General features: G+C 65.1%; 14 protein-coding genes and 4 tRNA genes. 6 read left to right on the forward strand and 12 right to left on the reverse strand.

The window, feature by feature from the left end; translation table 11 throughout:
- Positions 1–309: 309 nt before the first annotated feature.
- The 7 genes from ACQPZ2_RS41345 to ACQPZ2_RS41375 form a co-directional block, all read right to left on the reverse strand.
- Positions 310–1,029 (reverse strand): polyprenol monophosphomannose synthase, encoded by a 720-nt coding sequence (locus tag ACQPZ2_RS41345; RefSeq protein WP_281197528.1) that lies wholly within the window; start codon positions 1,027–1,029, stop codon positions 310–312.
- 240 nt (positions 1,030–1,269) lie between these two features.
- Positions 1,270–1,455: a hypothetical protein gene (locus ACQPZ2_RS41350; RefSeq protein WP_433523322.1), complete on the reverse strand. Its 186-nt coding sequence runs from the start codon at positions 1,453–1,455 to the stop codon at positions 1,270–1,272.
- Positions 1,456–1,600: 145 nt separating this feature from the next.
- Positions 1,601–1,828: a hypothetical protein gene (locus ACQPZ2_RS41355; protein WP_433523323.1), complete on the reverse strand. Its 228-nt coding sequence runs from the start codon at positions 1,826–1,828 to the stop codon at positions 1,601–1,603.
- A 238-nt stretch (positions 1,829–2,066) separates the two neighbouring features.
- A tRNA-Phe gene (locus ACQPZ2_RS41360) sits at positions 2,067–2,143 on the reverse strand.
- A 59-nt stretch (positions 2,144–2,202) separates the two neighbouring features.
- Positions 2,203–2,276: transfer RNA gene (locus ACQPZ2_RS41365), tRNA-Asp, on the reverse strand.
- A gap of 29 nt (positions 2,277–2,305) precedes the next feature.
- A tRNA-Glu gene (locus ACQPZ2_RS41370) sits at positions 2,306–2,378 on the reverse strand.
- 93 nt (positions 2,379–2,471) lie between these two features.
- On the reverse strand, positions 2,472–3,137 hold the full coding sequence (locus ACQPZ2_RS41375; protein ID WP_433523324.1) for a TetR family transcriptional regulator: 666 nt from the start codon (positions 3,135–3,137) through the stop codon (positions 2,472–2,474).
- A gap of 850 nt (positions 3,138–3,987) precedes the next feature.
- Between ACQPZ2_RS41375 and ACQPZ2_RS41380 the strand changes: the two genes are divergently transcribed.
- Both ACQPZ2_RS41380 and ACQPZ2_RS41385 read left to right on the forward strand, forming a co-directional pair.
- Positions 3,988–4,060, forward strand: a tRNA-Lys gene (locus tag ACQPZ2_RS41380).
- 838 nt (positions 4,061–4,898) lie between these two features.
- Positions 4,899–5,864 (forward strand): acyl-ACP desaturase, encoded by a 966-nt coding sequence (locus tag ACQPZ2_RS41385; RefSeq protein WP_433527659.1) that lies wholly within the window; start codon positions 4,899–4,901, stop codon positions 5,862–5,864.
- A 120-nt stretch (positions 5,865–5,984) separates the two neighbouring features.
- On the opposite strand, the gene ACQPZ2_RS41390 is transcribed toward ACQPZ2_RS41385, so the two are convergent.
- A complete protein-coding gene (locus tag ACQPZ2_RS41390; protein WP_433523325.1) occupies positions 5,985–6,638 on the reverse strand; it encodes a hypothetical protein in 654 nt (217 codons plus the stop codon).
- Positions 6,639–6,854: 216 nt separating this feature from the next.
- Here ACQPZ2_RS41390 and ACQPZ2_RS41395 point away from each other — a divergent pair, with 216 nt between their 5' ends.
- From ACQPZ2_RS41395 to phoU, 4 genes are all read left to right on the forward strand, one after another.
- Positions 6,855–7,715, forward strand: a complete 861-nt coding sequence (locus tag ACQPZ2_RS41395) for an SDR family oxidoreductase (RefSeq protein ID WP_433523326.1) — start codon at positions 6,855–6,857, stop codon at positions 7,713–7,715.
- A 69-nt stretch (positions 7,716–7,784) separates the two neighbouring features.
- Positions 7,785–8,933, forward strand: a complete 1,149-nt coding sequence (gene dusB, locus ACQPZ2_RS41400) for a tRNA dihydrouridine synthase DusB (protein WP_433523327.1) — start codon at positions 7,785–7,787, stop codon at positions 8,931–8,933.
- A 222-nt stretch (positions 8,934–9,155) separates the two neighbouring features.
- Entirely contained in the window at positions 9,156–11,504 is a 2,349-nt protein-coding gene (locus ACQPZ2_RS41405) for an LCP family protein (protein WP_433523328.1), read from the forward strand.
- Positions 11,505–11,604: 100 nt separating this feature from the next.
- Positions 11,605–12,267, forward strand: a complete 663-nt coding sequence (phoU, locus tag ACQPZ2_RS41410; protein WP_433523329.1) for a phosphate signaling complex protein PhoU — start codon at positions 11,605–11,607, stop codon at positions 12,265–12,267.
- Positions 12,268–12,477: 210 nt separating this feature from the next.
- Here phoU and pstB read toward each other — a convergent pair whose 3' ends face one another.
- The 4 genes from pstB to pstS all read right to left on the reverse strand — a co-directional run bounded on the left by pstB (position 12,478) and on the right by pstS (position 16,373).
- Complete coding sequence (gene pstB, locus ACQPZ2_RS41415) at positions 12,478–13,254, reverse strand: phosphate ABC transporter ATP-binding protein PstB (RefSeq protein ID WP_433523330.1); 777 nt, start codon at positions 13,252–13,254, stop codon at positions 12,478–12,480.
- Between the two features lie 14 nt (positions 13,255–13,268).
- Positions 13,269–14,174: a phosphate ABC transporter permease PstA gene (gene pstA, locus ACQPZ2_RS41420; RefSeq protein WP_063044451.1), complete on the reverse strand. Its 906-nt coding sequence runs from the start codon at positions 14,172–14,174 to the stop codon at positions 13,269–13,271.
- Entirely contained in the window at positions 14,174–15,166 is a 993-nt protein-coding gene (gene pstC / locus ACQPZ2_RS41425; RefSeq protein ID WP_433523331.1) for a phosphate ABC transporter permease subunit PstC, read from the reverse strand. The genes pstA and pstC overlap by 1 nt, the downstream gene beginning before the upstream one ends.
- A gap of 91 nt (positions 15,167–15,257) precedes the next feature.
- Positions 15,258–16,373 carry a phosphate ABC transporter substrate-binding protein PstS gene (gene pstS, locus ACQPZ2_RS41430; protein ID WP_433523332.1) on the reverse strand — a complete coding sequence of 372 codons (1,116 nt, stop codon included), beginning with the start codon at positions 16,371–16,373 and terminating at the stop codon, positions 15,258–15,260.
- Between the last annotated feature and the right edge of the window lie 109 nt (positions 16,374–16,482).

Here is a 16,482-nt window from a genome sequence, read left to right on the forward strand (position 1 = left end):
ATCTTGCGCAACGCGCTGCGCCCGGCCTGGCCGAAGGGCGTCGCCTCGCCGCATGCCAAAGCCATGGCGAGTGCGACCGCTTCCGCTGCGGTGAAGTTGAGCGGCGGCAGCCACGGATACCCGGCTGGCGCACGGATGCCCGGTGAAATGGCAGACGGGGTGCCCGGCAGGCCAATGGGTGCCCAGTTAGGTGGTGGGCGGGGTGCCCGGTTGACGAACGGTGCCCGGCTGCTTGCCGGACGGGATTCCCGGCTGACGGACGGATCCCCCGTTACCTGGTGACGGGGTGCCCGGTCGTCGCCGGGTGTGTCAGACCGAGCGCCCGAACAGCAGCTTCCACGGCATCAGCGCGGATTCCAGTTGCACCTTGAGGCTCATCTTGGAGGCGCCGAGGGTGCGCTCCTCGAACCGGATCGGTACCTCCGCGATCGTGATGCCCTTCTTGACGGTGCGGTAGTTCATCTCGACCTGGAACGAATACCCGTTGCTGCGAATCGAGGCCACGTCGATGGCGCGCAACGTATCGGCCTTCCATGCCTTGAACCCGGCAGTGGCGTCCTTGACGCTCAGACGCAGGATCAGGTTCACGTAGAAGTTGGCCCAGGCGGACAGCGCCTTGCGGTACCACTTCCACTCCTCGGCGGTGGACCCGCCGGGCACATAGCGGGACCCGAGCACGACACCGGCATCGGTGGTGTCCAGCTTCTCCAGCATCGCCGGAATGACCTCAGCGGGATGCGACAGGTCGGCGTCCATCTGGATCACCACATCGGCGCCCTCGTCCAGTGCCCGGGTGATCCCGGCCACGTAGGCGCGACCCAATCCGTTCTTCTCGGTGCGGTGCAGTACGCCGACGACATTCGGCAGCTCGGCCGCCAGCTTGTCGGCGATCTCACCGGTCCCGTCCGGCGAATTGTCATCCACCACGAGCACATGCAGATCGGGCACCGGCAGCGCCGTCAGCCGCTCCACCGCAACCGGCAGATTCTCCCGCTCGTTGTAGGTCGGCACAACAACGGTAACCCTCAAGGGTCGCCCTCCCTGCTCACCTGTTCCAGCCCGCAGACCCACGACAGGACCCGGAGCACTCGTCTGATTGCCAAGAACCGTACTTGATCGAACTGAAGACCACCTGAGCGCCCGCACGCTCCCGCCGCCACCCGAATACCCGCGACATGCCGACTACCTCGCAAATCGCGTCGCCCACCCCGCCGACCACCCCCGGATCCATGTCGAAATCAGTTGCCGCACACCACCCCTGGCGCGCCCTCACTTCTCTCCATCGCGCCAATCCCGATCCCGGGCATCCGCACGAGCATTGCGCGCATGCACGATCTCCAATGCCCGCTCGGCAGTAGCCCGATCCGGATACGGCCCCATCCGATCCCGGAACCAACACTGCTTCCCATTCTCGGCCCGCTGGTGCTTCAAGCAGTAGTACCACTTCTCCGCCATCACCCCAGCATCCCACCACCATGATCAACAGACCCCCGATTTCACCCCCGGCCCCCAAGATCCGTCCCCTTGTGAGTACCGATGCGGCGCGGTCGAAAAACCGGTCGTCCTGGCTTGTGACGGCCAGGACGACCGGCGGTACCGATTAGAGGCAACCATTAGCCCTGAGCTGGGCGGCAATCTCATCGGAGACAGTGATGGAGCGGCCGATATTGGCCTCCGTCAGGTCGGATGCGCTGATCCCGGCCTGCATCGCGCAGCCAAGCAACTTGGCGTCCACGCTGATGCTTTCGTCGGCGTGCGCGATACCGGCCCCGGTCATGAGGGCACCGGCCAGCGCTACAGCGAGAACACCGGTCTTGACGAATCGCATGAGATTTCCTCCTTCGAATCGCAGTCCTACGGTTCTGCTCGACACCTGCTTCACTTGCCTGATGTGTTTCGGAGTACGCCCGTCCGCCGGAGCCGACGAAGCTCACCCCCTGAGTTGCAGGCTCCAACATACGCACCGGACACCGATGCGCGCCGGGACATTCGTCACTTCGGTCGAGTTCGATAACCGAGCCAACACATAAAAAATCCCCCCGACCAGGTGATATGTCGAGGGGATTTGGTGGCCAGGGCCGGGATCGAACCGGCGACCTTCCGCTTTTCAGGCGGACGCTCGTACCAACTGAGCTACCTGGCCGCAGGCACCCGTGGTGAATGCCATACGCGAAACGCCGGATTGCTCCGGCGCTTATCTTGCGACCCTGACGGGACTCGAACCCGCGACCTCCGCCGTGACAGGGCGGCGCGCTAACCAACTGCGCCACAGGGCCTTGCGTTGCTTCCAACGGTCCGAAGACCGTACCCCCTACGGGATTCGAACCCGCGCTACCGCCTTGAAAGGGCGGCGTCCTAGGCCGCTAGACGAAGGGGGCTCGCCCCGGATTTCTCCGGACCGGCTTCAACGGCTGTCCGTTGGGAGCTGGGATAGCTTATGACAGATCGGCCGCGATTCCCAAATCGGCTGTTCAGGCTCCCAAACCGAGCTCTTCGAGTCGAGCTTGCGCCCGCCAGCCGTCGTTGCGGAACTTCTCCGCCCACTCCGGGGTGGCCATCGCCTCGACCACGACCTCGAGCGCCTCCTGGAACCGGGTCCGCAGATCGACCCCGCTGCCGAGGATGTCGATCAGATAGCGCTGGCCGGCGAGGGCGGCAGAGATGGTGCGGGTGAAGCGGTCCGGGTCCGCGTCGGCACGCAGCTGGCCCTGGTCGATGGCGCGGACCGCGAGCGCTCTGGTGGCGCGGCCGAGTATTCGACCGCCGCCGGTCTGCACGTCGCGATAGAAGTCCGGCTCGATGATCAACCGGAATTCGGCCTGCACGATGATGTCGTGCTCGAGCCGTAATGCCACCTCGTCGACCATCCCGTGCAGGACGTCGAGTGCACCGAGATCCGTTCTGGCAAGCCAACGCTCGGCCGATGTGCGGTATCGGTCGACCGCGGTCTCGAGCACCGCGCGTGCGAGATCTTCCTTGGAATCGAAATGAAAGTACATGGCGCCCTTGGTGGCGCGTGAACCTTCCAAAATGCGGTTGAGCGATGCAGCGGCATAGCCGCTCTTCCCGAACTCAACGGCGGCGGACCTGATTATCGCCGCGCGTGTCCGGCGGGCCCGCTCTTGCTGCCGTGCCATGCTCGAAACGCCTCCGAAGCCTACTCGTCGCCAATCGGTGCCCCCAAAAGAACGGACCCTTGGCGCGAAGTTATGAGTTTTATCAATACTTCAAACCGGGATTTCGCCCCGTTTCAAACTTTCGGTACGAAAACTTGCGAAAATCCTGAAACACACCAGCTGGTATAGTTTTCCTGCCCAGGTGCGCCGCAGGGGGTGCGCACCTGGGCATTACTTCGTCTCGGATCTGCCTCCCCCGGCGTCGACTCGTAGGAAGTCGCGATCGGTCGAACCGGCCGCGACACGTTCGGGCACACCAACGATAAGCCGAATTTCGGATCGCCGGGTAAGTCGGCGATTCTTCCGTAATTCACCAAGCCGTCACGGTACCCGGAAACACCATCCGACACGCGGCAAACCGAAGACTCCAGCGGCCGAAACATCCGGATATCTGTTACAGCAAACTTCACGCAATCAAGCAAAGTGATGCCTCGGATTTCCGAATTCGACAGCGTCGCAGCACTGTTCACCCGAGTCGACCAGCGGCCCCGTCGCCGCGGCGCCGACCGCGCGACACCGGCCAGTCACCTCGCTGCGTCCCCCCGCGCACTGGCCCTACACCCCCTGCAAATCCAAAGACATTGGTACGCAACATGATTGGATGGTAGCCCGGCTCGGCAGGAATGAACAAAGCTGGGTACCAATTGTTTACCGGCAGCATCGCTACTCGCACGCATCGTGTTACCCGGTGCGCCAGCACGACTCGGCAGCGGCACCCGGCAACCCCGAGCGAACCGATCCACGCCCCCAACCGACGCGCCCCGCCCCCGGTTACCCGATCCGTGCCCGGCCCACTACACTGTCCATCCGCGCCCCTATAGCTCAGTTGGTAGAGCTACGGACTTTTAATCCGCAGGTCGTAGGTTCGAGCCCTACTGGGGGCACCTTCTCAGGCGTCCGGTTTCCATACCGGACGCCTGAGTCATATTCCAGACCGCGCGCAGTCGCGACGCGCATCGGCCGCGGCCATGAAACACCACATTCCGCGGCTGGCTTTCCATGCCGTGGGCCGCACACCCGGAGGCGCGCCTCGGCAACAGGTGGACTTCGCTGGCCGATTTGCCTCTCTCAGTTCCTATTGGACAGCTGCCACCGATACGAGTGCGGTAGAGGCCGCATTGCTCGGTTGATTGCCGCCCAGCGCGACCGAGCCGAGGGCGCGGCTCGTTGGTCGGCGCACTGGATCGGGCCCCGGCGTACAGGAGGGCACCAGCGGCAATGATCTGGTCACCGATGCCGTACCTCCGATCGCGATGGCCTGGCCGCCCCAGCACCCGGACAGTGGCGCGCACCACAGACGCGGTTCAGCGACGGCATCGGACACATACTTCGCGGTCTGCCCGGCAGCAGCGGCAAGAGCGCCGGCATCGGCGGCACGATCGGAGAAGCGTTGGCCGAGAACACAGGTGGTGCACTCGGGCGGACTTTTCGGCGGTGAAGCGGAACGATCGCAGCGGCGACACCAGGGGCTTTGTGTGTTACGGCACGCTGGGCTAACGACTCTCGGCCCGTAGCGATAAACCCCTTGCTGCGGGCCGAGCCCCTACACTCGGTGTGGTTGTCGAACGCCGACATCGGCATATGACCTCTATCACGAGGTCTCATTTGTCAGCCAGATGCGTTTCGCATCACACCTACGGTGCCGTAAGGTATGGCCGCATCGGCACACGGTCTACCCGGGGGACTGACCAGCAAGAGCGCACACACATGAAGGGCTTGTATATGGCAAGGGATCTGACTCAACTCGAGCTGCTCACGGAGTTGGAGCCGGTTGCCGAAGAAAACGTCAACCGGCACCTCTCCCTGGCAAAGGAATGGCATCCGCACGACTACGTCCCGTGGGACGAGGGCCGCAACTTCGCGGCACTCGGCGGGGTGGACTGGGACCCTGAGCAGTCCCGACTGAACGAAGTCGCGAAGGCGGCCATGATCACGAACCTGCTCACCGAAGACAATCTGCCCTCTTACCACCGCGAGATCGCCGAGAACTTCTCGCAGGACGGCGCCTGGGGCACCTGGGTGGGTCGCTGGACCGCCGAGGAGAACCGCCACGGCATCGTCATGCGCGACTACCTCGTGGTTACCCGTGGCGTCGATCCCGTGGCGCTCGAAGAGGCGCGCATGATCCACATGACCAACGGATTCGCTTCGCCGACCGAGGCCGATGCGGGCTTCCTGCACTCAGTTGCGTATGTGACCTTCCAGGAGCTGGCCACCCGGGTCAGCCACCGCAATACCGGCCGGGTCTGCGACGACCCGATCGCCGACCGCATGCTGCAGCGCGTTGCCGCAGACGAGAACCTGCACATGATCTTCTACCGCAACATGTGCGGCGCGGCCCTGGATCTGTCCCCCGACCAGGCGATCGAGGCGATCACGCTGATCCTGGAGAACTTCCAGATGCCCGGCGCCGGTATGCCCAACTTCCGCCGCAACGGCGTACTGATGGCCAAGCACGGCATCTACGATCTGCGCCAGCACCTCGAAGAGGTGGTGCAGCCCGTGCTGAAGAAGTGGAGCATCTTCGAACGCACCGATTTCACCGCACGCGGCGAGGCCGTGCGCGAACGGCTCGGGCTGTTCTTGGAGAAGCTGAGTCAGGACGTCGTCAAGTTCGAAGAGCAGCGCGACCGCATGCTCGCCCGCGAGGCGAAGAAGCGTGAGCTCGCCGGGGTCGCCGCCGGCTGATCTCGACCGCAAACGTAAACGCGCCGCCGCCGGATTTCTCCGGCGGCGGCGCGTTTATTTTCGGCAACGTCGATCCGAGTGGCGAACTTATAGCTTCAACCGCCGAAAGTCCTTGCGCCGCTACTTCACCGGCAGTGCGCCGTCGACACCGCCCACATCGGTGATCTTCCAATCCGAGTTCTTATCCAGCGTGACGTTGTAGGTCACCGTTGTCTGCGCACCTTCCGGACTCTGCGCATTCGTCGAACTCACATTCACGAACACATCGACTTTGTAGATACCGCCTTGCTCCGACATCACCTTTGCGGTAATCGGCGCGGCGGTGGAGGTCCACTTCAACGGAACCAGAATCTGTTCGAGCTTGGGCGCGGTCGCGTCGAACTTATTCGCCAGCTGCGGAACTGTATTCGCCTTCAGCTTGGCCACCCATGACGGGATGTCCTGGTAATTGACGGTGGCCGCGCCGACCGCGTATTCGGTGGCCACCTGCTCGGCCCGCTTATCCGCGGCTTCCCGATCGTTTCGATCGGCAAGATCACCGCGGGCCGAGACGAGAAAACCGCCCAGCACGGCGACCGCGATTATCAATGCGCCGATTACCGCGCCGACGACCACGGTGGATACGCGAATCGACAGTGTGCCCGGCTGCCGGTCCGACGGCTGCCCGGAAGTGCCCGCCCGCGTATCGGACGCCTTCGACTCGGTCGCCTTGCCCGGCTCCACGCCGGAGTCGCGGTCCGCACCCGATCCCGCGCCTTCGATCCGTTCCGTCATTGGCCCTCTCCGATAAGTCTGGTGGTCACGGGCGATACCCGCGAGTAACAGGCTACGTATCGGCCCAAACCGCCGACGATTCGGCCGGGAACCTCAACACTGGGGGAATATCCGATGCCCGCTCACGACTGCGCCTCGCTGACGCTCGGCTCCGTCGTGCGCGATGTGCGCGGTACTGATGGTTCATTCGACGCTCACTCACAGGAGGCCCGGGACATGACGAATAAGGGCGAGGCCACGCTCGGCGGCAAGGTCGTTGCGATCACCGGCGGCGCACGCGGGATCGGACGGGCCACCGCGGAGGCATTCCTGGGGGCGGGCGCCGCGGTCGCGATCGGTGATATCGATGTCGAACTGGTCACCAAGACGGCGGCGGAGTTGGGCGCCGATCCGGATGCCAAGATCGTCGGCCTGCCGCTGAACGTCACGGACAAGGCCTCCTTCGCCGCCTTCCTCGACAGCGTGGACAGCGCGCTCGGCCCGCTGGATGTGCTGGTCAACAACGCGGGCATCATGCCGACCGGGTTGTTCGCCGACGAGGACGAGGCGATGACCCAGCGGATCATCGATATCAACCTCAACGGCGTGATCCACGGCTCGCGTCTGGCCGTCCGGCGATTCATGGACCGGGGCAGCGGACATGTGATCAATATCGCGTCTTTGGCTGGGACACAGGGCTTTCCGGGCCTGGCCACCTATTGCGCGACCAAGCACGCGGTGGTCGGTTTCACCTCGGCGCTGCATCTGGAGATGAAGGAGCACGGCGTGCACGTCGGCGCGGTGCTGCCGGGCATCGTGCGCACCGAACTGTCGGCCGGCGCCAATATGCCGACCTGGATTACACCGCTGACCACGGTGGATCCGGAGGATGTCGCGCAGGCCATCGTGAAATCGGTAAAGCAGGACAAACCGCTGGTGACCGTGCCGCGCCGACTCGCGGCCATCATCAAATCAGCACAGCTGCTGCCCTATCGCGCACAGCTGGGTGTCGCCAAATTCACCGGCGCGACGACGGCTTACGCACAACCCGACCCGGCCGTGCGCGAGATCTACCACCGCAGACTCCGCGGCGAATAGCAGGTGAATCAGCGCACGTCAGCGCATACGGCTCGAGGACGCCCGGCCGCTGATGAGACACTGGTGGGCGTGACGATTACTGCCGAAGCCAAGAGCACGCTGCGGATCGGGCCGTATCCGGTCGATCCGGCGGTGGTGCTCGCGCCGATGGCGGGCATCACCAACCTGGCGTTTCGGAAGCTGTGCCGGGAGTTCGGCAGCTCCACGTCGATCTATGTGTGCGAAATGATCACCGCGCGGGCGGTGGTCGAGCGCAATGAGAAGACGCTGCACATGATGTCCTTCGACGAGGACGAGCATCCGCGCTCGATGCAGCTCTACGGTGTGGATCCGGCCACACTCGGCGAGGCCGTGCGAATCATCGTCGGCGAGGGCTGGGCCGATCACATCGATCTCAACCTCGGCTGCCCCGTTCCGAAGGTCACTCGACTGGGTGGCGGCGCGGCACTGCCGTACAAGCGCGCGCTGTTCAGCAAGATCGTCAAGGCGATGGTTTCCGGCGCCGAACCGGCCGGTGTTCCGGTGACGGTGAAGTTCCGCATCGGCATCGATGACGACCACCTCACCTACTTGGACGCGGGACGCATTGCCGAGGCCGAGGGCGCCAAGGCCGTCGCACTGCACGCCCGCACCGCCGCACAGCGGTATTCGGGCCAGGCCGACTGGACGAAGATCGCGCGGCTCAAGGAGGCCGTCACGACGATTCCAGTGCTCGGCAACGGCGATATCTTCTCCGCCGCCGACGCGGTGCGCATGATGGACGAAACCGGTTGCGACGGAGTCGTTGTCGGCCGCGGCTGCCTCGGTCGCCCGTGGCTGTTCGCCGAATTGCAGGCGGCATTGCGCGGCGAAGCTCTGCCCGAGGCGCCGAACCTCGGCCGCGTCGGCGAGGTGTTGTACCGGCACGGGGCGCTGCTCGCCGAACATCTCGGCGAGGACAAGGCCATGCGCGATCTGCGCAAGCATATGGCCTGGTATCTGATGGGCTTTCCGGTCGGTGCGGACCTGCGCCGCTCCTTCGCGACTGTGTCGAGTCTCACTCAGTTGCAGGACCTCATCGGCGAACTCGACCCGACCGCGCCGTTCCCCCGCGATGCCGAGGGTCCGCGCGGCCGTCAAGGTTCGCCGGGCAAGGTGGCGCTGCCGCACGGCTGGCTCGACGATCCCGACGATCCGGCCGTCCCCGCGGCCGCGGATCTGATGCACAGCGGCGGCTGATCGTTTCGACCGACCGGCAAGCGACTTGTACGTGCAATCGCACTGTCACTCGATCGTCAAAAACCCTCCGACCAGCACATATCCAAATGTGCAACACGACCTCGGCCCGTCGATTTCGCACTGGGCTGGCTCGCCGTGGCGGAATCGTTATCATTGGCGGAATCGGTCATGCGGGTCGAAAGCGGCCGAAACGGCAGCGGAGACGAAAAGCGAGGTTCGTTGGTGGGTGACGATCGGCACGGGCAGTCGCCACGGCCCGGAGGTCGCGCCCCGTGGGAGCGCTATCCCACGGCGGATTACACCGAACGCGACAGTGCACGGTCGTCCCGGAGAGCCCGACATAACGATCCCGATTCCGGCTCGACACCGCTGACGGTTCAGGACCTGGTCCAGAAGGTCGACAACGAACGCAGCGGGCGCAGACGCCGGTCCGCGACCCCGGATGCACCGCCCACGCACGCGAACCGGGCTGCCCCGAAGCCGCCGGAGTCCGCCGCCCGCCAAGCCGATGCCCCGCCGCGCAAATCAGGCGCTCCCTCCGCGCGCCAAGCGGACGCGCCGCCACGCACATCAGCCATGCCAGCCGGACGCGGTGCCGACGCACCCCGCACATCGGCTACCCCGGCGGCCGGACGCAAGGCGGACGCGCCGCCACGCACATCCGCAATGCCCGCTGGACGCAAAGGCGACGCGCCCCGCACCTCGAGCACCCCGGCTGCACGCAATACCGAAGCGCCGCGCACCGCGAGCACCCCGGCCGGACGCAAGACCGACGCACCCCGTACAACGGCCACTCCAGCCGCCAAGGCCGACGCCGCCCGCCGTTCCGCGGCCTCCCCGGTCGTCGACGACATCGCGGGCACCCCGACGACCGCGCGCACCGGGAAACGCCGCGCATCGACGGTTTCCGGAAAAGAGCCGCCCGAGGTCGTCACCGACGTGATCCCCCCGGTCGAGGAGACCCCGCGACCGAAGAAGCGCACCATCGGCTGGCCGACCACCGATCCGGACGCCCCGAAAACCGCGGCCGCATCGACCCGTGTCGGCCTGTCCCGGCTCGCCGCGAGCCGACAGCGCCGCAATAAGCGGCTGCAGGTCGCGGGCCGGGCCACCCTGACAATTTGTGCGGTGGTCGCGCTGCTGGTCACCGGCGGCGGCTGGAGCTATCTACGTTCGACCGCCAATGGCTTCACCCAGGTCTCCGCACTCGACGACCATCCGGAAGACGTGGTCGACTCCGGCGCGCAGCTCGGCGACGAGAATTACTTGCTCGTCGGCACCGACACCCGCGCGGGCGTCAACGGCCAAGTGGGTGCCGGGACTCTGGACGATGCCGAAGGCTCCCGCGCCGACACCGTCATGCTGGTGAACATCCCCAAGAACCGTTCGCGGGTCGTGGTGGTCTCGTTCCCCCGTGACCTCGATGTCACCCGGCCGCAGTGCAACGGCTGGGACAACGACAAGGCCGAATACACCAACGAGGTGTTCCCCTCGGCCATGGGCGACAAGCTCAATGCCGTGTACGCGCTCGCCGGACCGAAGTGTCTGGTCAATGTGATCCGCAAGATGACGGGTCTGAGCATCGGACACTTCATCGGCATCGACTTCGCCGGATTCGAGGCGATGGTCGATCAGGTCGGCGGCGTCGATGTCTGCACGCCCAAGCCGATCATCGACGGCATCCTGGGCACCGTGCTGGAAAACTCGGGCCATCAGCACATCAACGGCGAGACCGCGCTCAACTACGTGCGCGCCAGGCACGTCTACGGCGAGGAACGCAGCGACTACGACCGGATCAACCGGCAGCAGCGCTTCCTGGCCTCGCTGCTGCGCGGCGCACTGTCGAGCCGGGTGCTCTTCGATCCCGGCAAGTTGAACGGCTTCATCTCCGCATTCACCAGCCACACCTTCGTCGACAAGGTGCAACCGACCGACCTGCTGACGCTGGGCCGCTCGCTGCAGAAGGTCGACGCGGGCGCGGTCACCTTCCTGACCATCCCGACCGCGGGCACCACCTCCTATGGCAACGAGATCCCGCGCGATTCGGATATCAAGGCGATCTTCCGCGCCATCATCGATGACCAGCCGCTGCCCGGCGAGAAGAAGTCGACCCCGGCCCCCGGTTCGATCCCATCGGCCCAGCCGACGCCGCCGAAGCTGACCGCGGTCGATCCGAGTTCGGTATCGCTGCTGGTCTCCAATGGGTCGGAGACGGCAGGAGCGGCCAATAAGGCGGCGACCAAGCTCGGCAATCAGGGCTTCCAGATCTACAACACCGGCAATTACTCCGGCGGCAATTCCGAGGTCGCCACCAAGGTGCGCTTCGGGCCCGGCCACGAGGCCGAGGCGGCCACGGTGGCCAGTTCCCTGCCCGGGGCGACGATGGAGCAGTCGAACAGTCTCGGTGGCATCGTCGAGGTCGTGATCGGTGCCGACAACCCGACCATTCGCACTCCCACGCCGGTCGGCGATCCGATCTCGAATGTCTCGGTCACCGTGGCGAGTGCGGAACCGGTCACACTGCCCTCGGACCTGGAGCACGTGAACGCCGCCGACGAAACCTGCAAGTAGCGCCGCCACGAGCTGGGGCAACACCCTCGCAATCGTTCGGCACCACCCATTAACCCAGTGTTGGTGACTAGGTCAGCACCTGGCACTAATGTCTGTATTCATGCGTGTCATCTACAACGAGCAAATGGCCGACCTTGCCCACCTGCTGGGCGAGATGGCCGGTCTGGCGGGTTCGGCTATGGAACGGGCCACCCAGTCACTGCTCCAGGCCGATCTCACTCTGGCCGAGTCGGTGATCAGCGAGGGCGACCGGATCGCCGAACTGATCACCGATGCCGAGGAGAAGTCGTTTGCCCTGCTTGCGCTGCAGGCGCCGGTGGCGGGTGATCTGCGGCAGGTGGTGAGCGCGATCCAGATCGTCCAGGACGTCAACCGGATGGGTGCCCTGGCGCTGCACGTCGCCAAGGTGACCCGGCGCCGCCACCCCAACCACGCACTGCCCGAGGCGGTGAACGGCTACTTCGCCGAAATGGGCCGCATCGCGGTGAATATGGGTGAGGGCGCCAAGGAAGTGCTCGAGTCCCGTGATCCGGAGCGCGCCGCGCAGCTCAACGAGGACGACGAGGCGATGGACGATCTGCATCGTCACCTGTTCACGTTGCTGATGGATCGCGACTGGAAGTACGGCGTCGCCGCGGCCGTCGATGTGACGCTGCTCGGCCGCTACTACGAGCGCTTCGCCGACCACGCCGTGGAGATCGGCCGCCGGGTGATCTTCCTCGTCACCGGTGAGCTGCCGCCGGACCCCGACGCCGAGCTGTGAATATGAAGGCCCGCGTTCTACGCGGGCCTTTTGTATTTCCATCTGGCTCAACTGATTTCGTGAGCACATAGGTAACTCGCCGGGTACGGGCTGACGTGATGCGCTCGTACTGCCAGCCGCCTCCCCGCGCGTTCGGGCACATGAGTCTGGTGCCTGAAGGTGCGGGGAGGCGGAGGAGCCCGCACCGTAGTGCGGGCCTTTTGTTGCCGCTTATCCGAAGCGACCGGAGATGTAATCCTCCGTCGCCTTCTGGCCCGGGTTGGAGAAGATCTTCTCGGTATCGTCGATCTCGATCAGCTTGCCCGGCTTGCCCTGTGCCTCCAGGTTGAAGAAGCCGGTCTGGTCACTCACGCGCGCGGCCTGCTGCATATTGTGCGTGACGATGACGATGGTGAATTCCTTCTTCAGCTCGGTGATCAGGTCCTCGATCGCCAGGGTGGAGATCGGGTCCAGTGCCGAGCACGGCTCGTCCATCAGCAGCACATCGGGCGATACCGCGATGGCGCGCGCGATGCACAGACGCTGCTGCTGACCACCGGAGAGGCCGCCGCCCGGCTTGTCCAGCCGGTCCTTGACCTCGTTCCACAGGTTGGCGCCGCGCAACGAACGCTCGGCGACCTCGTCGAGCTCCTTCTTGTTGCGCACACCCTGCAGCTTCAGCCCGGCCACCACATTGTCGCGAATCGACATGGTGGGGAACGGATTCGGGCGCTGGAACACCATGCCGATGGTGCGGCGCACGCCGACCGGGTCGACGGCGGAGCCGTAGATGTCCTCGCCGTCCAACAGCACCGCGCCCTCGACGCGGGCATTCGGGGTCACCTCGTGCATCCGGTTGAGCGAACGCAGCACGGTGGACTTACCGCAACCCGACGGGCCGATGAAGGCGGTCACGCTGCGCGGCAGTACCGACAGCTTGACATCGGCAACCGCATGGAATTTGCCGTAGTAGATATTCAGGTCTTTGACGTCGATCCGCTTGGCCATTTTTCCGTTCGCTTCTATCGGTTCCGCGTGAGCAGCTTGTTGACGACCGCGGCCGCCGCGTACAAGAGGGCGATCAACAGGATCAGCGTCAACGCCGCGCCCCACACCCGGGCTCGGCCGGCCGGTTCCGGGTTCGCCAACTCTTGGTAGATCAGCAGCGGCAACGACGCCATATTGCCGTCGAACAGGTTGGTATTGATCGACTTGCTGTAGCCGACCAGCACCAGCACCGGCGCCGTCTCACCCATGACGCGGGCGAGCGAGAGCAGGATGCCGCTGATCATGCCGGGCGCCGCGGTCGGCACCACGATCCGAACGATGGTCTTCCACTTGGGAATTCCGAGCGCGTAGGACGCCTCGCGCAGCTCGTCGGGAACCAGCTTCAGCATTTCCTCGGTGCTGCGAATCACCACCGGGAGCATGAGCAGTACGAGCGCCAGCGACACCGCCAGGGAACTCTGCGGGAAGCCGAAGGTCGCGATCCACAGCGCGAAGATGAACAGCGCCGCGACGATCGACGGGACACCCGCGAGGATGTCGACCATGAACGTGGTGACCTTGGCCAGCACGCCACGCCCGTATTCGACCAGGTAAACCGCGGCCATGATGCCGAGCGGCACCGCCAGGATCGCGGCGACGACGGTCTGCACGATGGTGCCGTAGATCGCGTGGTACACACCGCCACCGGTCTGGTCCGGCAGGATGCCCTTCTGCGATTTCTGCCACCAGTCCGGCGAGACGACGGACTCGAGGCCCTTCGAAACCACCATGAACAGCACCCAGATCAGCGGCACGAGCGCGATGGCGAAGCAGGCCCAGACCACTCCGGTCGCGATGTTGTTCTTGAGGCGGCGGGCCGCGCTCACATGCCGGAAGGTGGGCGCCTTGACCGGCTTGTCGAGAGTCGTCGTGGTGGTCATTACCCGTTCACCCTTCCACCGGACACGAGCCGCGCCAGCGCGTTGACGATGAAGGTCAGCGCGAACAGCACGAAGCCGGCCGCGATGTAGGCGCCGGTCGGCAGCGGCTGACTGAATTCCGACGCGGCGGCGGCGATTTTGGAGGCGAAGGTGTAGCCGCCGTCGAACAGCGACCAGTGACCGGCCTGTGCCGAGGTGCGCAGGATCACCAATACCGCGATCGTCTCACCGAGCGCGCGACCGAGGCCGAGCATGGAACCGGCGATCACACCGCTGCGGCCGTAGGGCAGCACCGTCATCCGGACCATCTCCCATTTGGTCGCGCCGAGCGCCTGCGCGGCCTCGATATGCGAGAGAGGTGTCAGGTTGAAGACCTCGCGAGAAACCGAGGTGATGATCGGCAGGATCATCACCGCCAGCACCACGCCCGCGGTGAAGATCGTGCCGCCACCGGAGATCGACACATTGCCGTCGGAGAACAGGAAGAACCAGCCGAGGTTCTTGTTCAAGAACGTCTCGACGGGTTCGAGCCGCGGTGCGAGCACCAGGAAGCCCCAGAGGCCGAACACGATGGACGGCACCGCCGCGAGCAGATCGACGAGCATCGCGAACGGACGCGCCATCGGCTTCGGCGAATAGTGGGTCAGGAAAAGTGCGATGCCCACACCGATGGGCACCGCGATCACCAGCGCGAGTATCGAGCTCAACACCGTGACCATGAGCAGGTCCCGGATGCCGAATCGCAGGTGATCGGCATTGGTGGTGTTGAATTCGCTGGTGGTGAAGAAGTTCGCCTCGTTCGCCATGATCGAGGGCCAAGCCCGGATCAGTAGGAATAGGGCGATCAGTGCGATGGCCGCCACGACCGTGGCACCCGCTGCGGTGGCAAGCGACCGGAAGACGACCTCGGCCCCTTGGTTGTGGCCTTTCCTGGCCGGTGTTGCGGCCGGACCTTTCGGTGAGTCCGGTTCGGTGCTCGGTTCACTCGACATAGGGGCAGTATCTCCAGCCGCCAGCGGACCAGTCGAGTCCGACTGGTCCGCGGCGGACACCTCAGGGTGCACGGTCATGGCGTGGCAGCTATCAGGAAATGGCGTTGATCGCGGTGGTCAGCTTGGTCTTGAACTTGTCCGGGATCGCGACGTAGCCCGCGGTGTCCAGACCCTTCTGGCCGTTGTTGACGGCCGAGGTCAGGAATGCCTTGACCGCCTTGGACGTGTCGGCGTCGATGTACTTCGAGCAGACGATCTCGTAGGTCGGCAGGATGATCGGGTACGCACCGGCCGCGGTCGGCTTGTAGAACGACGAGGTGTCGAGCACCAGGTCGTTGCCCTCGCCCTTGATCTTCACGCTGTCGACGGCCTTGGCCGCGGACTCCGGGGTCAGCTTGACCGGATCCTTGGAGGCCGAGGTGACGACCTGCGCGATGGACAGGTTCTGTGCCTTGGCGAAGGACCACTCGTTGTAGGTGATCGAGTTCTTGGTGCTCTTGATGGCGGCCGAGGTGCCCTCGTTGCCCTTGGCACCCTCACCGATACCGCCGTTGAAGGTCTTGCCCGCGCCCTTGCCCCACGCGCCGTCGGAGGCGGCGTCCAGGTAGAGCTGGAAGTTGTCGGTGGTGCCCGACTCATCGCTGCGGAAGATCACCGAGATCTTGTCCGAGGGCAGCTTGGCGGTCGGGTTCAGCGCCTTGATCTCCGGCGCGTCCCAGGTGGCGACGGTGCCGTTGAACACCTTGGCGGCGGTCGGACCGTCGAGCACCAGATCGCTCACACCGTCGATGTTGTAGGTGATGGCGATCGGGCCGAAGACGGTCGGCAGGTTCCAAGCCGGGGCGCCGCAGCGCTCCTGCGCCTTGGCGGGCTCGCCCTTCTTGTCGCTCAGCGGCGAGTCGGAACCCGCGAAATCGGTCTGGCCACCGAGGAATTCGTTCACACCGGCGCCGGAACCGCTGGAGGTGTAGTTCAGCGTGGAGCCGCTGCAGTTGGCCTCGTAGGCGGCGACGAAGCGGTCCATGGCGTTCTTCTGAGCCGAGGAACCGCTGGCCTTGAGCGCCTTCTTACCGCCACAGGCGACATCGACCTTGGCGGTGGAATCGCCACTGGACGAGGTGCTGTTGTCGTCGCTGCCACAGGCGGCCAGGGGCATGGCGACGGCGGCCAGCACACCGATCAGGGCGCTGCTGCGCTTGAAGTTCACTTATTCCTCCGGGGAATCGCGTTCGACACGCCCGGTCCCTCACCGGCCCGGGCGGGTTTCGTGGTGCCGTTCGCGGGGAACTTGCGCACCAGGCGGCAACTGTGCCGCC

It is taken from the genome of Nocardia pseudovaccinii, assembly GCF_050942345.1.
Classification (GTDB): domain Bacteria; phylum Actinomycetota; class Actinomycetes; order Mycobacteriales; family Mycobacteriaceae; genus Nocardia; species Nocardia pseudovaccinii.